The sequence below is a fragment of the Streptomyces buecherae genome (assembly GCF_014295035.1).
Classification (GTDB): domain Bacteria; phylum Actinomycetota; class Actinomycetes; order Streptomycetales; family Streptomycetaceae; genus Streptomyces; species Streptomyces youssoufiensis.
The window spans coordinates 1,509,747-1,529,831 of record NZ_CP060404.1; the positions used below are offsets into that span (position 1 = coordinate 1,509,747).

At 73.0% G+C, this 20,085-nt stretch carries 2 protein-coding genes; both read right to left on the minus strand.

Translation table 11 applies throughout. The annotated features are described in order from the left end of the window. Window positions 1–21: 21 nt before the first annotated feature. Complete coding sequence (locus H7H31_RS05665) at window positions 22–10,407, minus strand: type I polyketide synthase (RefSeq protein ID WP_408647970.1); 10,386 nt, start codon at window positions 10,405–10,407, stop codon at window positions 22–24. 42 nt (window positions 10,408–10,449) lie between these two features. Further along, window positions 10,450–20,079, minus strand: a complete 9,630-nt coding sequence (locus H7H31_RS05670) for a type I polyketide synthase (protein ID WP_187117805.1) — start codon at window positions 20,077–20,079, stop codon at window positions 10,450–10,452. Between the last annotated feature and the right edge of the window lie 6 nt (window positions 20,080–20,085).

Sequence of the window (20,085 nt, forward strand, 5' to 3'; positions counted from 1 at the left end):
CAGAGGGCGCTGGACGCCGGTTCAGGACAGCCCGAGCTCGTTGTCGATGAAGGCGAACAGTTCGTCGTTGGACGACGATCCGATCCGTTCGACCACCTCGGCGGAGCCGGAGTCGTCGGAAGCCTCGACCAGCTTCTCCAGGAGCTCCCGCAGCCGTCCGGCCACCTTCGTGCGCGCCTCGCCGTCGTCCAGCACGTGGGAGAGCAAGGGCTCCAGCCGGTCGAGCTCGGCGAGGACCAGGGGCTCGCCCGTGCCGCCGTCCGGCAGGAGTTCCTCCCGCAGGTGGTCCACCAGCGCCGTGGGCGTCGGGTGGTCGAAGACCAGCACCGCCGACAGCCGAAGACCGGTCTCCGCGTTGAGCCGGTTGCGCAGTTCCACCGTGGTCAGCGAGTCGAACCCCATCTCCTTGAAGGCCATGTCGGGCTCCACCGCCTCCGGCGAGCCATGGCCGAGGACGGTGGCCACCTGCACCCGCACCAGGTCCAGCAGCGTCCGGTGTTGGTCGGCCGCGGAGAGACCAGCCAGGCGGTCCCGCAGCGACCCGGTACCGGTCTGCGTGGCCTCCGCCGCCGCGGCCCGGCGCCGGGGGACCCGCACCAGGCCGCGCAGCAGCGCGGGGACGTCGCCGGTGTGGGCCTGGACGCGCAGGGCGGCGAGGTCCACGTGGGTCGGCACGAGCACGGTCTCGTCGGTCCTGAGCGCGTCGTCGAACAGGGCGAGGCCCTCTCGCGAGCTGAGCGCGTTCAGTCCGGCTCGCGCGATGCGCTGGAGGTCGGCCTCGCCGAGGTCCCCGGTCATCTCACTGCGCTGCTCCCACATGCCCCAGGCCAGGGAGACCGCGGGGAGGCCGAGGCCGCGCCGCTGGTGTGCCAGGGCGTCCAGGAAGGCGTTGGCCGCCGCGTAGTTGGCCTGGCCGCCGCCTCCGAAGTTGGAGGAGGCCGAGGAGAACACCACGAACGCGGAGAGGTCGAGGTCGCGGGTCAGCTCGTGCAGGTGCAACGCCGCGTCCACCTTCGGACGCAACACCCGATCCACCCGCTCCGGCGTCAACGACTCCACCACACCGTCATCCAGCACACCCGCCGCATGCACCACAGCCGACAACGGATACTCAGACCCGATCCCCGCCAACACACCCTCCACCGCGACGCGATCAGCCACATCACACGCCACCACCCGCGCCTGCGCCCCCAACCCCACCAACTCCGCCACCAACTCCACCGCACCCGGCGCCTCCACGCCACGACGACTCGTCAACACCAGAGAACGCACACCGTGCTCGACCACAAGGTGACGAGCCAACAACGCACCCAGACCACCCGTACCACCCGTGATCAACACCGTGCCACGGCCGTCGAACGGCGGGGTGCCGGGTTCGGGCAGGTCCTCGGCCGGGACCACCCGGGCGAGTCGCGCCGCGAGCACCCGTCCGTCCCGCACGGCCACCTGCGGCTCCTCGGCGGTCAGCGCCGCCCGTAGCGCCGGGGTCACGTCGCCGTGGTCCTCCGGGTCCAGGTCCACCAGCAGGAACTTCCCGGGGTGCTCGGTCTGCGCGGAGCGCAGCAGGCCCCACACGGCGGCCTCGGCCGGGGTGCGCACCTCACCGGAGGACCGGGCGCCCATCGCGCCACGGGTCACGAACACCAGGTAGGAGTCGCCGAACCGCTCGTCGGTGACCCACGACCGCACCAGCTCCAGCGCGCGGTAGGTGGCACCACGTACCCGTCCCGCCAGATCCGTCCCGTCGTCGATGCCGGCCGCCGCCGCGGCGCCCGCCACCATGACGACGTCCGGCGGCGTGGCCCCGGAGTCGACCGCCTCGCGCAGCGCGGCCAGATCCGCGTACGACACCACCTCGGCGCCCGCGCCCTCAAGACCGGAGCGCACCCCCAGGTCGTCCGTGCCCAGCACGGCCCACGTCCCCTCGGAGGCCGGAGCCGGCGCGCCGACGGGAACGGGGGTCCAGTCCAGCCGGAAGAGCGAGTCGTGCCCGGCCGGCGCGGAGCCGGCCGACTGGATCTGGCCCTCCGCCACCAGCCGCAGCACCAGGGAGTCGACGGTGGCCACGGGCCGACCGCTGGTGTCGGCCACCGCGAGGGCGATCGAGTCGGGCCCGAGCGGGTTGAGGCGCACCCTCAGTTCCGAGGCGCCCATGGCCCGCAGCGACACGCCGGTCCAGGAGAACGGGAGCCTGGCCAGCCCCGCCTCCTCCTGCGGCACGAACATGACGGCCTGGACCGCCGCGTCGAGCAGGGCCGGGTGCAGTCCGAACCGCTCCGCGTCCGACGCGTTCTCCTCGGGCAGACGCACCTCGGCGAAGACCTCGTCACCACGGACCCACACCGATCGCAGCCCCTGGAAGACCGGGCCGTAGGCGAAGCCGCCCGCGGCCATGCGGGCGTAGACGTCCTCGATGTCGATCCGTTCGGCACCCTCCGGGGGCCATACGGCGAGGTCGACCCGGCCGGTGTCGTCCTGCGCCCCGCTCCGCGCGAGCAGACCCGAGGCGTGCTGTGTCCACGGCTGCTCCATGGTGGAGTCCTCCGGCCGGGAGTACACGTTCAGCGAGCGCGTGCCGTTCTCGTCCGGTCCGCCCACCGCCAGTTGGAGGTGGACCGCGCCCCGCTCGGGCAGCGGCAGCGGCGCCGTGAGGGTCAGCTCCTCGACCCGGTCGCATCCCACCTGGTCGGCGACGTGCAGGGCCAGTTCGAGGAAGGCGGTGCCGGGCAGCAGGATCGTGTCCTGCACCATGTGGTCGACGAGCCACTGGTCGGTCTGCGGCGAGAGGCGGCTGGTGAACAGGAAGCCGTCCGCGTCGGGCAGTTCGACGGCGGCGCCCAGCAGCGGATGCGTCGGCGGGACGAGCCCCACGGCGGTCACATCGCTGGCGAACGACGACAGGGCCTCCAGCCAGTAGCGCTCCCGCTGGAAGGCGTAGGTGGGCAGCTCGACCCTGCGGGCGTCGCGCCCGGCGAAGACCCGCTCCCAGTCCACCGCGACGCCGCCCACGTGGAGCTCGGCCAGCGCCGCCGTCAGCGCCCGCGCCTCGGGGCGCTCCTTGCGCAGCACCGGCACCAGGACCGGCTCGGTGGCGCCATCGGGGCGGTCCGTCACGCAGTCCCGTGCCATCGCGGTGAGCACGCCGTCGGGGCCGACCTCGACGAACCGGGTCACGCCGAGCTTCTCCAGCGCCCGCACCCCGTCCGCGAACCGTACGGCCTCGCGCACGTGGCGCACCCAGTACTCCGGCGCACCCACCTCGTCCGCACCGGCCGGCTGACCCGTCACGTTGGAGACCAGCGCGAGGGCCGGCGAGGCGAAGGCCAGCTCTTCGACGACCTCGCGGAAGTCGCCGAGCATCGCGTCCATGCGCGGGGAGTGGAAGGCGTGGCTGACCCGCAGGCGGCGGGTCTTGCGGCCCCGCTCCGACCACTGGCCGGCGATCTCCAGCACGGCGGCCTCGTCACCCGCGATGACCACGGCCGTCGGGCCGTTGACCGCCGCGATGCTCACCTCGGTCTCACGACCGGTCAGCGAGCCGGCAACCTCCTCGTCGGACGCCTCGATGGCGACCATGGCGCCGCCCTCCGGCAGGGCCTGCATCAGCCGGCCACGCGCGGCCACCAGGGTGCACGCGTCCTCCAGGGAGAACACCCCGGCCACGTGAGCGGCGGCGATCTCACCGATGGAATGCCCGATCACCACGTCCGGCCGGACACCCCAGTGTTCAAGGAGCCGGAACAGCGCAATCTCGACGGCGAACAGCGCGGGCTGGGTGAACGCCGTCCGGTCCAGCAGTGCGGCCTCCGCGCTGCCCTCCGCCGCGAACACCACGTCCCGCAGCGGACGTTCGAGCAGCACGTCCAGGTGCGCGCACACCTCGTCCCACGCGTCGGCGAACACCGGGAACGCCTCGTACAACTCCCTTCCCATGCCGAGCCGTTGCGCACCCTGGCCCGAGAACAGGAACGCCGTCTTGCCGGCCGCCCCCGCCGTGCCCCGCACGACGCCGGGCGCGGTCTCGCCCTTCGCGAGGGCGTCGAGGCCACGCAGCAGGTCCGCGCGGTCCTCGCCCACCAGGACGGCTCGCTGGTCGAAGAGCGACCGGGTCGTGGCCAGGGAATAGCCGACGTCCACCGTGGGCATGAGCTCTTCGGTGAGCGTCGCGAGGTGGTCCCGCAGCCGCTCGGCCTGGCCCCGCAGGGCGGCGTCGGTCCTGCCGGAGAGGACCCACGGCACCGGGAGTCCGGTGACATCCGGGGCGGCCGTGGCTCGCGGCGCCTCCGGCTCGTCGGCGACCGGTGCCTGCTCGATGATCGTGTGCGCGTTGGTGCCGCTCACACCGAAGGCGGACACCGCCGCCCGGCGCGGGTGGTCCGTCTCCGGCCAGGGCACCGTCTCGGTCAGCAGCTCGACGTCGCCCGCCGACCAGTCCACGTGCGGTGTCGCCTCGTCCACGTGCAAGGTCCTGGGCAGGACGCCCTCGCGCATGGCCATCACCATCTTGATGACACCCGCGACACCGGCGGCGGCCTGCGTATGACCGATGTTCGACTTGATGGCGCCCAGCAGCAACGGCCGGCCATCGGGGCGGCCCTGGCCGTAGGTGGCCAGCAGCGCCTGCGCCTCGATCGGGTCGCCGAGGGGCGTGCCGGTGCCGTGGGCCTCGACCACGTCCACATCGGCGGAGGCCAGCCGGGCGCCGGCCAGCGTCTGCTCGATCAGTCGCTGCTGCGACGGGCCGTTGGGTGCCGTGAGGCCGTTGGACGCGCCGTCCTGGTTGATGGCGGAGCCCCGGACGACGGCCAGCACCTGGTGGCCGTTGCGCTGCGCGTCGGACAGCCGCTCCACGAGGAGCATGCCCACGCCCTCGGACCAGCCGGTGCCGTCGGCCGATGCCGCGAACGCCTTGCAGCGGCCGTCGAACGACAGCACACGCTGGGCGCTGAACTCGACGAACGTGCCCGGCGTGGCCATGATCGTCACGCCGCCGGCCAGCGCCACCGAGGACTCCCCCTGGCGCAGCGACTGGCAGGCCAGGTGCAGGGCGACCAGCGACGAGGAACACGCGGTGTCCACCGTGACGGCCGGGCCCTCGAAGCCGAAGGTGTAGGAGATACGGCCGGAGGAGACGCTGGGGGCGCTGCCGAGGCCGAGGTACCCCTCCACTCCTTCGCCGTCCCTCAGGATGCGCGAACCGTAGTCGTGGTAGTTGGAGCCGACGAAGACTCCGGTCTGGCTGCCGCGCAGCGCCACGGGGTCGATGCCGGCGCGCTCGAACGCCTCCCAGGACGTCTCGAGCAGCAGCCGCTGCTGCGGGTCGATCGCCATCGCCTCGCGCGGCGAGATCCCGAAGAACGCCGGGTCGAAGTGGCCGACCTCGTCGAGGAAGCCGCCCGCCCGGACGTAGCTGGTACCGGACTTCTCGGGGTCCGGGTCGTAGAGGCTGTCGATGTCCCAGTCGCGGTCCTCGGGGAACCCGGAGATCACATCGCCCTCGGACATCAGCAGGTCCCACAGCGCCTCGGGGGTGCGTATCCCGCCGGGGAACCGGCAGCTCATGCCGATGATGGCGATCGGCTCGTCGGTGGCGACGGGCTTGTCGAGCGCCCCCGGCCGCTCGGGCACGGCCGCGGCGGCGCCCCCGGCGACCGGCTGCTCGCCGAACATCTCGGTGTGGAGGTACCGGGCCAGGACGGTGGCGGTCGGGTAGTCGAAGACACAGGTGACCGGCAGTCGGAGGCCGGTGACCACGCCGAGGCGGTTGCGCAGTTCGACGGCGGTCAGCGAGTCGAACCCGAGGTCGCGGAAGGCGCGGTCGGCCTCCACCGCGTCGGCGTTGTCGTAGCCGAGGACGTCGGCGGCCTGGTTGCGCACCAGCTCCTGGAGGAGCTTGGGCTGCTCGGCGGGGGGCAGCTCCGCCATCTCCCGGCGCAGCGCGGAGATCGCGTCGTCGCCGTCGCCCGCGTCCGCGCCGGCGGTGGCAGCGGCGGGGCGGTTCAGCTCGGGCACCTCGCGGAACAGCGCGTTCGGACGTGAGCCGACGAACTCCGGCTGGAAGCGGTCCCAGTCGATCTCGGCGATGACCAGGAACGTCTCGTCCAGCTCAAGCGCCTGCTGCATTCCGGAGATCGCCAGCTCGGGCGCCATCCCGACCACGCCGGAACGGTCCATCCGCTCGCCGACCTCGCCGGAGCCGAGGCCACCGCCGGCCCAGGCGCCCCAGGCGATGGACGTCGCGGGGAGACCGTCCGCGCGCCGCTGCAACGCCAGCGCGTCGAGGTAGGAGTTGCCCGCCGCGTAGCTGCCCTGCCCCGGGCCGCCCAGTGTGGCGGCGCCGGAGGAGAAGAGCACGAAGGCCGACAGGTCCATCCCGGCGGTCAGTTCGTGCAGGTTCCGGGTGGCGTCCACCTTCGGACGCAACACCCCGGCCGCCCGCTCCACCGTCAGGGCGTCCACCACACCGTCGTCCAGCACACCCGCCGTATGCACCACCCCGGTCAGCGGGAACTCGCGCGGAATCGCGTCCAGCACCGCCGCCAGAGCCTCACGGTCGGCCGCGTCACACGCCGCCACCGTCACCCGGGCGCCCAGGCCCTCAAGCTCCGCCTTCAGCTCGACGGCCCCCTCGGCCTCCAACCCGCGACGGCTGGTCAACACCAGGTGCTCAGCGCCCGTACGCGCCAGCCACCGGGCCACATGGCCACCCAGCGCGCCCGTACCACCCGTCACCAACACCGTGCCCCGGCTCTGCCAGGTCCCTCGGCCCTCCACGTCCTCGGCGGCCGTGGCCCGCACCATGCGCTTGGCGTACACGCCGGAGCCGCGCACCGCGACCTGGTCATCGCCCTCCGCGCCCGCCAGCACCCCGACCAGACGGGCCGCCGCACGGCTGTCCACGGTCTCGGGCAGATCGACCGCACCACCCCAGCGCTGGGGGTACTCCACCCCCACGATCCGGCCCAGGCCCCACGCCAGCGACTGCAGCGGGCTCACCAGCCGGTCGGAACGGCCCACCGACACCGCGCCCCGGGTACCGCACCACAGCGGAGCCGTGACCCCCGCGTCGCCGAGCCCCTGGACCAGCCCCACCGACGCGGCGAACCCAGCGGGAACACCCGCGAAGGCCCCGTGCCCCGACTCGTCCAACGCCAGCAGCGAGAACACACCCGCCACGCCCGACGGCTCCACCGCCGCACCGACGAGCGCCCCACGCAGCCGCTCCGCGACCACCTCGCGGTCGTCGCCCGACGCGTCCAGCACCACGCGGACGACAGCGGCCCCGTTCGCCTCCAGCCCGTTCACCGTGGCGGACACGAGGGCGTCATCGGCGTGCGACGCGGGAAGGACGACGAGCCAGGTGCCCGAGAGGGTCGCGCCCGTGGCGGACCCCAGGGGCTTCCAGACCACCTTGTAGCGCCAACTGTCCACCGTGTTCTGCTCACGCCGCTGACGGCGCCAGGACGACAGCGCGGGAAGCAGCGCCGTCAACGACGACTGCGCCTCCTCGCCCTCCACCTCCAACGTGCGGACCAGCGCCTCCAGGTCCTCGCGCTCGACGGCCTCCCAGAAACGGGCGTCCACAGCGTCCGCGCCCAGGGCGTCGGCGGTGGCCGACACCTCCCAGGCCGACACGTCCAGCCAGTACCGCTGACGCTGGAAGGCGTAGGTCGGCAGCTCCACCCGGCGGGCGCTCCGGTCCCCGAGCAGGGCGGTCCAGTCGACCGTGACTCCGCGTACGAACACCTCGGCGGCGGAGGTCAGGAACCGCTCCACGCCGCCCTCGTCGCGGCGCAAGGTCCCCACAACCACGGCCTGGGCGTCAGCGGCCTCCACCGTCTGCTGGACCGGCAGGGTCAGCACCGGATGCGGGCTCACCTCGACGAACACGGTGTGACCGTCGCCGAGCAGGAGGCGGGTCGTGGCCTCCAGCTCGACCGTCTGACGCAGGTTGCGGTACCAGTACTCGGCGTCCAGAGCGGCCGAGTCCACCAACTCACCCGACACCGTCGAGTAGAACGGCACCTGCGACGAACGCGGCGCGATGTCCGCCAGGACCCTCAACAACTCGTCGCGGATCGACTCCACATGCGCGGAGTGCGAGGCGTAGTCCACCGGAACCCGGCGAACCCGCACCTCCTCCCCCTCCAGCTCGGCCACCAGCTCATCCAGCGCACCCGGATCACCCGAGACCACGACCGAGCCCGGGCCGTTGACCGCGGCGACCGATATCGCACCGCCCCAACCCGCGATGCGCTCCCGCGCCTGGTCGACCGACAGCCCGACCGACACCATGCCACCGCGACCCGCCAGACCACCCGCGATGGCCCGCGACCGCAGCGCCACCACCTTGGCCGCGTCCTCCAGCGAGAGCGCACCGGCCACACAGGCCGCCGCGATCTCACCCTGGCTGTGACCCATCACCGCGTCCGGCTCGACACCCACCGAACGCCACAACCGCGCCAGCGACACCATCACCGCGAACAACACCGGCTGAACGACATCCACCCGGTCATAGCCGGGAGCGCCCTCGGCGCCACGCAGCACGTCCGTCAACGACCAGTCCACATGAGCCGACAGGGCCGCCTCACACTCACCCACCGCCTGGGCGAACACCGGCGAGGAGTCCAACAACCCCACCGCCATCCCCACCCACTGCGCCCCCTGACCCGGGAACACGAACACCGAACGACCGGCGTCGCCGGTCCTCCCGCGGACCACTCCGTTCGACGTGCCGGTGTCCTCGGCGATCGCCTCAAGGCCCCGGAGGAGCGTCTCGCGGTCGGCTCCGGTCACCACGGCCCGGTGCTCGAAGGCGGACCGGGTCGTGGCCAGCGAGAGAGCCACCTCCGCCGCGTTCAACTCCGGGCGCCCTACGAGGAATTCTCGCAGCCGCCCGGCCTGCGCCCGCAGCGCCTCCGCACTGCGGCCCGACACGGGCCACGCCACCGGGCCGTCGACGGTCCCGGCACCGGTCTCGTCGGTTTCCGCCGCCTCGGCCTCGGGAGCCTGTTCCAGGATGGTGTGCACGTTGGTGCCGCTCATGCCGAACGAGGACACCGCGGCGCGCCGCGGGTGCTCCCGGTCCGGCCACGGGGTCGAGTCGTTCAGCAGGGAGACGGCGCCGCCGGTCCAGTCGATGTGCGGGGAGGGCTCGTCCGCGTGGAGCGTCTTGGGCAGGACGCCCTCGCGCATGGCCATCACCATCTTGATGACACCCGCGACGCCGGCGGCGGCCTGTGTGTGCCCGATGTTGGACTTGATGCTTCCCAGCCACAGCGGCTGGTCCACGGGGCGGTCCTGCCCGTACGTGGCCATCAGCGCCTGGGCCTCGATCGGGTCGCCCAGCGACGTGCCCGTACCGTGCGCCTCGACCGCGTCCACCTCGGCGGCCGACAGCCGGGCGCTGGTCAGCGCCTGCCGGATGACCCGCTGCTGCGAGATGCCGTTGGGAGCCGTGAGGCCGTTGGACGCGCCGTCCTGGTTGATGGCCGAGCCCCGGACGACGGCCAGCACCTGGTGGCCGTTGCGCTGGGCGTCGGACAGCCGCTCCACGAGCAGCATGCCGACGCCCTCGCCCCAGCCCGTGCCGTCGGCCGCGGCGCCGAACGGCTTGCACCGGCCGTCCGCGGCGAGGCCGCGCTGCCGGCTGAACTGGACGAACGCCGACGGGGTGGACATCACCGTGACACCACCGGCCAGCGCGAGTGCGCACTCGCGCTGGCGCAGCGCCTGAACGGCGAGGTGCAGGGCCACCAGGGACGACGAACAGGCCGTGTCCACGGAGAGCGCGGGGCCCTCCAGGCCCATGGTGTAGGAGATCCGGCCGGAGACGATGCTCGCCGCGTTGCCGGTGCCCGAGTGGCCCTCGACATCCTCCAGGCTCTCGGCCGCGCCGAGCGTGAGCATGGAGTAGTCCTGGCCGTTGGTGCCGACGAACACACCGGTACGGCTGCCCCGCAGGGACAGCGGGTCGATGCCCGCGCGCTCGCACGCCTCCCAGGACGTCTCAAGCAGCAGCCGCTGCTGGGGGTCCATCGACAGCGCCTCACGCGGGGAGATCCCGAAGAACGCCGGGTCGAACCGGTCGGCGTTCTCCAGGAAACCACCCTCGGTCGTATAGCTGGTGCCGGGACGGTCCGGGTCCTCGTCGTAGAGGGCATCGATGTCCCAGCCCCGGTCCATGGGGAATTCCGCGATCGCGTCGGTACCGTCCGCCACCACACGCCACAGGTCTTCGGGAGAGCTCACCCCGCCGGGGAACCGGCAGCTCATGGCGACGATCGCGATCGGTTCCTGGTCCGCCGACTCGGCCTCCAGCAGGCGCTGGCGAGTCTGCTGGAGATCCGCCGTCACCCGCTTGAGATAGTCGAGAAGCTTCTCTTCGTTCATTGTTATGTCACCCATGGAAGTAGTAAGGAACGACCCTCTGGAACCGACCGCGCCAGCTCAGGAGAGCCCGAGCTCCTTGTCGATGAAGTCGAAGATCTCGTCCGACGTCGCCGACTGGATCTTGTCCGGCACCGCCTTCTTGCCCGAGGTGGGCGACTCCTGTTCCGCCTCGCCCCACTTCAGGAGGAGCGTCTGCAGACGCGTGGTGATCCTTGGCCGGTCCACGTCGTCGGCGGAGATCGTGGCCATCGCCGCTTCGATCCGGTCCAGCTCGTCGAGGATCGGGGTGGCCGCCGAGACCCCGTCCTCGACGACGTCGGTGCGCAGTCGCCGGGCGAGCGCCACGGGCGTCGGGTGGTCGAAGACGATCGTCGCGGGCAGGCGCAGGCCCGTCGCCGCGTCGAGCCGGTTCCGCAGTTCGACGGCGGTCAGCGAGTCGAAGCCGAGTTCCCGGAAGGCCCGCTGGGACTCGACCGACTCCACCGAAGGGAAGCCGAGTACGACGGCCACCTGGGTGGTGACCAGGTCGAGCAGTACCCGTTCCTGCTCCGCCTCCGACAGTCCGGCGAGCCGCTCGCGCAGTTCCGAACCACCGCTCTCGAATCCCGCGGTGGTACCGCCCGCGGTCGCGGCCTCCAGGACCCGCCGCGCCTCGGGCATCTCGTCCAGCAGCCTGCTGGCCCGTACGGCGGTGTAGGACGGGACGAATCGCTCCCAGTCGAGGTCGGCGACGGCCAGGTGCGTCTCCTGGAGGTCGAGGGCCTGCTGGAGTGCCTTGACCGCCAGCTCCGGCGTCATCGCGGCCATGCCGCCGCGCCGCAGCCGGTCCTCCAGCGCCCCGTCGACCGCCATCCCGGCCTCGGCCCACGGGCCCCAGGCCACCGAGGTGGCGGCGAGGCCCTGGGCCCGGCGCTGCTGCGCCAGGGCGTCGAGATAGGCGTTGGCCGCCGCGTAACTGCCCTGGCCGGCCCCGCCGATCGCCCCGGCGAGCGAGGAGAAGAGCACGAACGCGGACAGGTCGAGACCCTGGGTCAGCTCGTGCAGGTGGCGGGCCCCGTCCACCTTGGGACGCAGCACGCCCGCCACCCGCTCCACCGACATCGAGTCCAGGACGCCGTCGTCCAGGACGCCCGCCGCGTGCACGACGGCGTGCAGCGGGTACCGCTCGGGGATGGCGGCCAGTACGGCGGCCAGGGCGTCGCGGTCGGCGATGTCACAGGCCGCGACGGTCACCTCGGTGCCCAGGGCGGCGAGTTCGTCGCGCAGTTCGGCCGCGCCGGGGGCGTCCAGGCCACGCCGGCTGGTCAGCACCAGGTGTTCGGCGCCGGCGCCCGCCAGCCACCGGGCCACCTGGCCGCCCACTCCCCCGGTGCCGCCGGTCACCAGCACCGAGCCACGCGCGTTCCACGGCCGGGCCGTGGTCCGCGGCGCGGCGGCCCGCACCAGGCGCCGGGTGAACACGCCGGACGTGCGCACCGCCACCTGGTCCTCGAACTCGCCCGCGCCGCCGCCCAGCACACCGGACAGCCGGTTCGCGGCACGCTCGTCCAGCGTCTGCGGGAGGTCCACCAGGCCGCCCCAGAGCTTGGGGTGCTCCAGTCCGGCGACCCGGCCGAGGCCCCAGACCTGCGCCTGGGCGGCGCTACGCAGGGTGTCGGATGCGGTCACCGACACGGCGCCCCGGGTCGCCACCCACAGCGGGGCCTCGACACCGGCGTCCACGAGTGCCTGGAGCGCGACGAGGTTCAGCGCGAGCCCTCGCGGCACCACCGCGTGCCCGACGCAGGGGTCCTCGTCCAGGGCCAGCAGGGAGAGCACCCCGCCGACGGTCCCGCCGGACGCGCCCTCGACCGCGGTACGCAGCCGTTCGGCGACCGCCGCCCGGTCGGTGTCCACCGCGCCGTCGAGCACGATCCGTGCCACGTGCGCGCCCTGCCGTTCGAGCATGGTCACCGCGGAGGTGACCAGCGCGTCGTCGGCGTACGGCTGGGGGACCATGACCATCCAGGTGCCGGTCAGTGCCCGCTCCGAGAGCTCCGAGACCGCGTTCCACGCGATCTGGTAGCGCCAGCCGTCCACCGTGGACCGCTCGCGGTGGCCCTTCCGGTACGACGACAGGGCGGGGAGCACCTCGGTCAGCGAGGCGCTTCCGTCCACGTGCAGGGCGGTGGTCAGCGCCTCCAGGTCCTCGCGCTCGACCGCGTCCCAGAACCGGGCGTCGACCGAGTCCGCGGAGGCGGAGGGGTCGACGGCGTCGCTCTCGGGGGCGTCCAGCCAGTACCGCTGCCGCTGGAACGCGTACGTCGGCAGCTCGACCCGCCGGACGTGCTGGCCGGCGAACAGGGCCTGCCAGTCGACGGTGGCGCCGTGGACGTGGAGTTCGGCCAGCGCCGTCGTCAGCGCCCGCACCTCGGCGCGGTCCTTGCGCAGCGCGGGCACCACGACCGGGGCCGAAGCCCCCTCCGCCGTCAGGCACTCCCGTGCCATCGCCGCGAGCACACCGTCGGGGCCGACCTCCAGGAACCTGGTCACGCCCGCGCTCTCCAGGGAGCGCAGCCCGTCCAGGAAGCGTACGGCCTCCCGGACGTGGCGCACCCAGTACTCCGCCGAGCACACCTCGTCGGCGCCCGCCGCCTTGCCCGTCACGTTGGACACCAGGGCGATGGCCGGCGGGGCGAACGACAGCTCTTCGACGACCTTGCGGAAGTCGCCGAGCATCGCGTCCATGCGGGGTGAGTGGAACGCGTGGCTGACCCGCAGCCGACGGGTCTTACGGCCCTGCTCGGCCCACCGTTCGGCGATCTCCAGCGCCGCGGCCTCGTCACCGGCGATGACCACGGCGTTCGGGCCGTTGACCGCGGCCAGGCTCACCTCGGCCTCACGACCGGCGAGCGACGCCGCGACCTCCTCCTCGGACGCCTCGACGGCGACCATCGCCCCACCGTCCGGCAGGGCCTGCATCAGGCCACCACGGGCGGCCACCAGCGTGCACGCGTCCTCCAGCGAGAACACCCCGGCCACATGCGCGGCGGCGATCTCACCGATGGAATGCCCGATCACCACGTCCGGCCGGACACCCCAGTGCTCAAGCAGCCGGAACAACGCCACCTCGACGGCGAACAACGCGGGCTGCGTGAACGCGGTCCCGTCCAGCAGCTCGGCGTCCGCGCTGCCCTCCGCCGCGAACACCACGTCCAGCAACGGACGGTCGAGCAGCACGTCCAGATGCGCGCACACCTCGTCCAACGCGCGGGCGAACACCGGGAACGTCTCGTACAACTCCCGTCCCATGCCCAGGCGTTGCGCGCCCTGGCCCGAGAACAGGAACGCCGTGGTCCCCGTCGGGGTCGCGACCGCGCGGACGACGCCGGGGGCGTCCTCGGCGGCGGCGACGGCCTCAAGACCGCGCAGCAGCTCCGCGCGGTCCGCGCCGGTCAGTACGGCACGGTGCTCGAACACCGCACGGGTGGCGACCAGGGAGTAGCCGACGTCCCTCAGGCTCAGCTCCGGACGTGCGATCAGCTGTGCCCGCAGCCGCCGTGCCTGGGCCCGCAGCCCGTCCGCGCTCCGGGCGGAGAGCGTCCAGGGCGCCGTGCCACGGTCGTCGGGGGTCGCCGCCTCGGCCGGTCGGGTGTCCTCGGCGTCCGAGGGGGCCTGCTCGATGATGGTGTGCGCGTTGGTCCCGCTCACGCCGAAGGCGGAGACGCCGGCCCGACGCGGATGCCCGCTCTCGGGCCACTGGGTGGCCTCCGTCAGCAGCCGCACCTCACCCGCCGACCAGTCCACCTGGTGCGACGGCTCGTCCACGTGCAGCGTCTTCGGCAGCACACCGTGCCGCATGGCCATCACCATCTTGATGACCCCGGCGAGCCCGGACGCGGCCTGGGTGTGGCCGATGTTCGACTTCAGCGCGCCCAACAGCAGCGGACGATCCTCCGGCCGGTCCTGGCCGTAGGTGGCCAGCACCGCCTGCGCCTCGATCGGGTCACCCAACGACGTACCGGTACCGTGCGCCTCCACCGCGTCGACCTCGGCCGCCGACAGTCCGGCGCTGGCCAGCGCCTGCCGGATCACCCGCTGCTGCGACGGGCCGTTCGGCGCGGTCAGACCGTTGCTGGCACCGTCCTGGTTGACCGCCGAACCCCGCACGATGCCCAGCACCTGGTGGCCGTTGCGCCGCGCGTCCGACAGCCGCTCCACGAGCAGCACATCGGCGCCCTCGCTCCATCCCGTACCGTCCGCCGCCGCCGCGAACGGCTTGCAGCGGCCGTCGGGCGCGAGCCCGCCCTGCCGGCTGAACTCGACGAACGCCATCGGAGTGGCCATCACCGCCACACCGCCGACCAGCGCCATGTCGCACTCGCCCTGACGCAGCGACTGGCAGGCCAGGTGCAGGGCCACCAGCGACGACGAGCAGGCCGTGTCCACCGTGATGGCGGGGCCTTCCAGGCCGTAGGTGTAGGCGAGCCGGCCGGAGACGACGCTGCCGGCGTTGCCGGTCAGCAGGTGGCCCTCGACGTCCTCGGGCACCGTCTCCAGGTTGGTGCCGTACCCGGAGCCCGAGAAGCCGACGAACACACCGGTCTGGCTGCCCCGCACCGACGCGGGGTCGATGCCCGCCCGCTCGAACGCCTCCCAGGAGGTCTCCAGGAGCAGGCGCTGCTGCGGGTCGGTCGCCAGGGCCTCGCGGGGCGAGATCCCGAAGAAGCCGGGGTCGAACTCACCGGCGTCGTAGAGGAATCCGCCTTCCCGGGCGTAGAACGTGCCCGGCCGGTCCGGGTCGGGGTCGTACATGCCCGACAGGTCCCAGCCACGGTCCGTCGGGAACGACGAGATGGCGTCACCGCCGCCGTCGATCAACTGCCACAGGTCCTCCGGGCTCCGCACCCCACCGGGCAGGCGGCAGCTCATGGAGACGATCGCGATGGGCTCGTCGTCCGCGCCGGAGCCGGCGGGGCCCCCGGGGCCGGTGGCCGGCTCCGGGGACGTGGCGCCCAGTACCTCGGTGCGCAGATGCGCCGCGAGCACCGCGGCGCTGGGGTAGTCGAAGACCAGCGTGGCGGGGAGGCCGAGACCGGTCTCGGCGGCCAGCCGGTTGCGCAGGTCGACCGCGGTCAGCGAGTCGAAACCCAGGTCGCGGAAGGCCCGGTTCGGCTCGACCGTCTCGGCGGAGGAGTAGCCGAGTACGGAGGCGGCGTGCCCGCGCACCAGGTCGAGCAGCGCCCGGTCCCGCTCGCCCTCGGTGAGCGGCTTCAGCCGTTCACGCAACTGGGCCCCGGCGGCGTCGGCGCTCCCGCCGTCACCGCCCTTCGTCTCCAGCGCCCGGACCTCGTCGAGGTCGCCCAGGAACGGGCTGGGCCGGACCGCGGTGAACGAGGGCGCGAACCGCTCCCAGTCCACGTCGACGACCGTGACCACACCGTCGTCGCCCGCCACCGCGCGTTCCAGGGCGGCGATCGCCAACTGGGGTGCCATCGCGGGCAGTCCGCGCCGCGCGAGCTGCTCCCCCGCGTCGCCCCGGGTGGCCATGCCGTCCTCGGCCCACGGGCCCCAGGAGACGGCGGTGCCCGCGAGGCCCCGCGCACGGCGGCGCTCGACCAGTGCGTCCAAGAAGGCGTTCGCGGAGCCGTAGACGCCCTGACTGCCGCCGCCCCACACACCGGAGATGGAGGAGAAGACCACGAACGCGTCGAGCTCGCGGTCGCCGAGCAGCTCGTCCAGGTTGACGGCGCCCGCCACCTTGCCCGACACGACCGCCGCCGCGTCGGCGAGCTCCGTCTCCAGCAGGGAGGCCGCGAGCGTGACACCCGCCGCGTGCACCACCGCGGTGAGCGGCCGGTGCTCCGGTACGGCGTCCAGGACGGCGGCGAGCGCGTTCCGGTCGGCCGCGTCGCACGCGGCCACCGTCACCTCGGCGCCCATCTCCTCCAGCTCCGCCTTCAACTCGGCGGCGCCTTCGGCGGCGAGACCGCGGCGGCTGGTCAGCACCAGGTGCTCGGCGCCACTACGGACCAGCCAGCGGGCCACCTGCCCGCCGAGCCCGCCCGTGCCACCGGTCACCAGCACGGTGCCGCGCGCCCGCCACGAGGGCCCCTCGCCGACGGACGCGGCCGAGCGCGCCAGACGCCGTACGAAGACACCGGAGCCGCGCACCGCGACCTGGTCCTCGCCGCCCTCGACGGACAGCACACCGGCCAGCCGTTCCGCACCGCGCGGGTCCAGCGTCGCGGGCAGGTCGACCAGACCGCCCCACAGGGGCGGCAGTTCCAGACCGGCCACCCGGCCCAGCGCCCAGACCATCGCCTGCGCCGGGCTGGTGAGCCGGTCGGAACGGCCCACCGAGACGGCGCCGCGCGTACCGCACCACAGCCGGGCCGGAAGATCGGCCTCGACCAGGGCCCGCACCAGCACCAGGGTCAGCGCATAGCCGCCGGTCAGCGCCGGATGGCCGGGGCAGGGCCGCTCGTCCAGGGCGAGCAGCGACAGCACGCCGCCCAGCTCGGGTGCCTCGGCGGCCACCACGCGCAGCCGCTCCGCCAGCACGTCCGCGTCGAGGTCCCGCTCGTCCACGGTGACCGGGACGGCGCTCGCGCCATGCCGTTCGAGCCCGGCGACGACGCCCGAGACCAGTTCGTCCTCGGCGAGGGACGCCGGAACCACCACGAGCCACGTCCCCGACAGCGAGCCGTCGGCGGCGTCGGAGAACGGCTTCCACGTGACCCGATAGCGCCAGCCGTCGATCGTGGACCGGTCGCGGTTGTCGCGGTGGTACGCGGACAGGGCGGGCAGCACGGCGCTCAGCGGCGCCTCGCTGTCGACCGCCAGCGTCCCCGCCAGCGTCTCCAGGTCCTGGCGCCGCACCACGTCCCAGAACCGCTCGTCGACGGAACCGGCGCCATCGGCCACGCCCCCGCCGGGCGGCAGACCGAACCCGTCGAGCCAGTAACGCTCGCGCTGGAAGGCGTACGTCGGCAGCTCGACCCGGCGGGCACGACGGCCCTCCAGGGTGACGGCCCAGTCGACCCTGGTGCCACGCGCGAACACCTCGGCGGCGGAGGTCAGGAACCGCTCCAGGCCGCCCTCGTCGCGGCGCAGCGTGCCGACGACCACGGCCTGGGCGTCAGCGGCCTCCACCGTCTGCTGGACCGGCAGGGTCAGCACCGGATGCGGGCTCACCTCGACGAACACACCATGTCCAGTGCCCAGGAGAGTACGGGTCGTGGCCTCCAGCTCAACCGTCTGACGCAGGTTGCGGTACCAGTACTCGGCGTTCAGGCCGACGGTGTCCACCAACTCACCGGAGACCGTCGAGTAGAACGGCACCTGCGACGAACGCGGCGCGATGTCCGCCAGGACCTGCAACAGTTCCTCGCGGATCGACTCCACGTGCGCGGAGTGCGAGGCGTAGTCCACCGGCACCCGGCGAACCCGCACCTCCTCACCCTCAAGCTCGGCCACCATCTCATCCAACGCACCCGGATCACCGGAGACCACGACCGAGCCCGGGCCGTTGACCGCGGCGACCGAAATCGCACCGCCCCAACCCGCGATGCGCTCCCGTGCCTGGTCCACCGGCAACCCCACCGACACCATGCCGCCACGACCCGCCAGACCACCCGCGATCGCCCGCGACCGCAACGCCACCACCTTCGCCGCGTCCTCCAACGACAACGCGCCCGCCACACAGGCCGCCGCGATCTCACCCTGACTGTGACCCATCACCGCATCCGGCACCACACCCACCGAACGCCACAACCGCGCCAACGACACCATCACCGCGAACAACACCGGCTGCACCACATCCACCCGATCAAAACCGGGAGCACCCGCAGCACCACGCAACACATCCGTCAACGACCAGTCCACATACGCCGACAGAGCCGCCTCACACTCGGCCACCGCCTCCGCGAACACCGGCGAGGAGTCCAACAACCCCACCGCCATACCCACCCACTGCGCCCCCTGACCCGGGAACACGAACACCGAACGACCACGCACATCGGCCACACCACGCGTCACACCCGAGACCACCTCGTCCCCGGCCAACGCACCCAACCGCGCCAACAACTCCTCACGATCAGCACCCGTCACCACCCCACGGTGCTCGAACACCGAACGCGACGTCGCCAACGAGAACGCCACATCAGCGGCGCTCAACCCAGGACGCTCGGCCACGAACTCCCGCAGCCGCCCCGCCTGCGCCCGCAGCCCGGCCGCGCTGCGGCCCGACACCACCCACGCCACCGGACCATCGGCGACCCCGGCCTCGGACGACTCCTCGGCCTCCTCGGACTCCTCGGCCTCCGGCGCCTGCTCCAGGATCGCGTGCGCGTTCGTCCCGCTGATGCCGAACGAGGACACACCCGCCCGCCGGGGCTGCTCGGTCTCGGGCCAGTCAGTGGCCTCGGTGAGCAGTCGGATGTCGCCCTCGGACCAGTCCACTTGGGTGGAGGGCTCGTCCGCGTGCAGGGTCCTGGGCAGTACACCCTCGCGCATGGCCATCACCATCTTGATGACCCCGCCGACACCGGCGGCGGCCTGGGAGTGGCCGATGTTGGACTTCAGCGAGCCCAGCCACAGCGGCCGTCCATCCGCCCGCTCCTGACCGTAGGTGGCCAGCAGTGCCTGTGCCTCGATCGGGTCCCCCAGCGCGGTGCCCGTACCGTGCGCCTCGACCGCGTCCACGTCGGCCGGCGTCAGGCCCGCGTTCTTCAGTGCCTGGCGGATCACCCGCCGCTGCGAGGGGCCGTTGGGCGCCGTGAGACCGTTGCTCGCACCGTCCTGGTTCACCGCGCTGCCCCGCACCACGGCCAGCACGGGGTGGCCGTTGCGCCGGGCGTCCGAGAGCCGCTCCAGGAGGAGCAGGCCCACGCCTTCGGCCCAGCCGGTGCCGTCGGCTCCCGCGCCGAACGCCTTGCACCGGCCGTCGGGAGCGAGCCCGCCCTGCCGGCTGAACTCCACGAACATGCTGGGGGTGAACATGACCGCGACGCCGCCCGCCAGGGCCAGCGAGCACTCCTCCTGACGGAGTGCCTGGCAGGCCAGGTGCAGGGCGACCAGCGACGACGAGCACGCGGTGTCCACCGTCACGGCGGGCCCTTCCAGGCCCAGGGTGTAGGCCACCCGGCCGGACACCACGGAGGTGGCGTTGCCCGCGAGCAGCAGCCCCTCGACGCCTTCGGGCATCTCGCTCACCCCGGCGCCGTAGCCGGAGGACGAAGCGCCGACGAACACACCGCCCTGGCTGCCCCGCACCGACGCCGGGTCGATCCCGGCGCGCTCGAACGCCTCCCACGCGGTCTCAAGGAGCAGCCGCTGCTGCGGGTCGGTGGCGAGTGCCTCCCGCGGGCTCATGGAGAAGAAGCCGGGGTCGAAGTCGCCGGGGGCGTCCAGGAATCCGCCCTCGCGGACGGAGAAGGTCCCGGACCGCTCCGCGTCGGGGTCGAAGAAGCCGTCGACGTCCCAGCCCCGGTCGGGCGGGAACTCGGTGATGCCGTCGCCGCCCTCGGCGACGAGCCGCCACAGCTCCTCCGGAGTCCGCACGCCTCCGGGGTACCGGCAGCTCATCGCCACGATGGCGATGGGCTCCCGGTCCCGCTCCTCCACCTTTCGAAGTCGCCGACGAGCCTGACGCAGGTCAGCCGTCACCTTCTTGAGGTAGTCAAGGAGTTTTTCGTCTTCCGCCACTATCCC

Bases quoted from the DNA above. Each gene is read 5' to 3' on its own strand.
- H7H31_RS05665 (WP_408647970.1), bottom strand. From the start codon at position 10,407: ATGGGTGACATAACAATGAACGAAGAGAAGCTTCTCGACTATCTCAAG.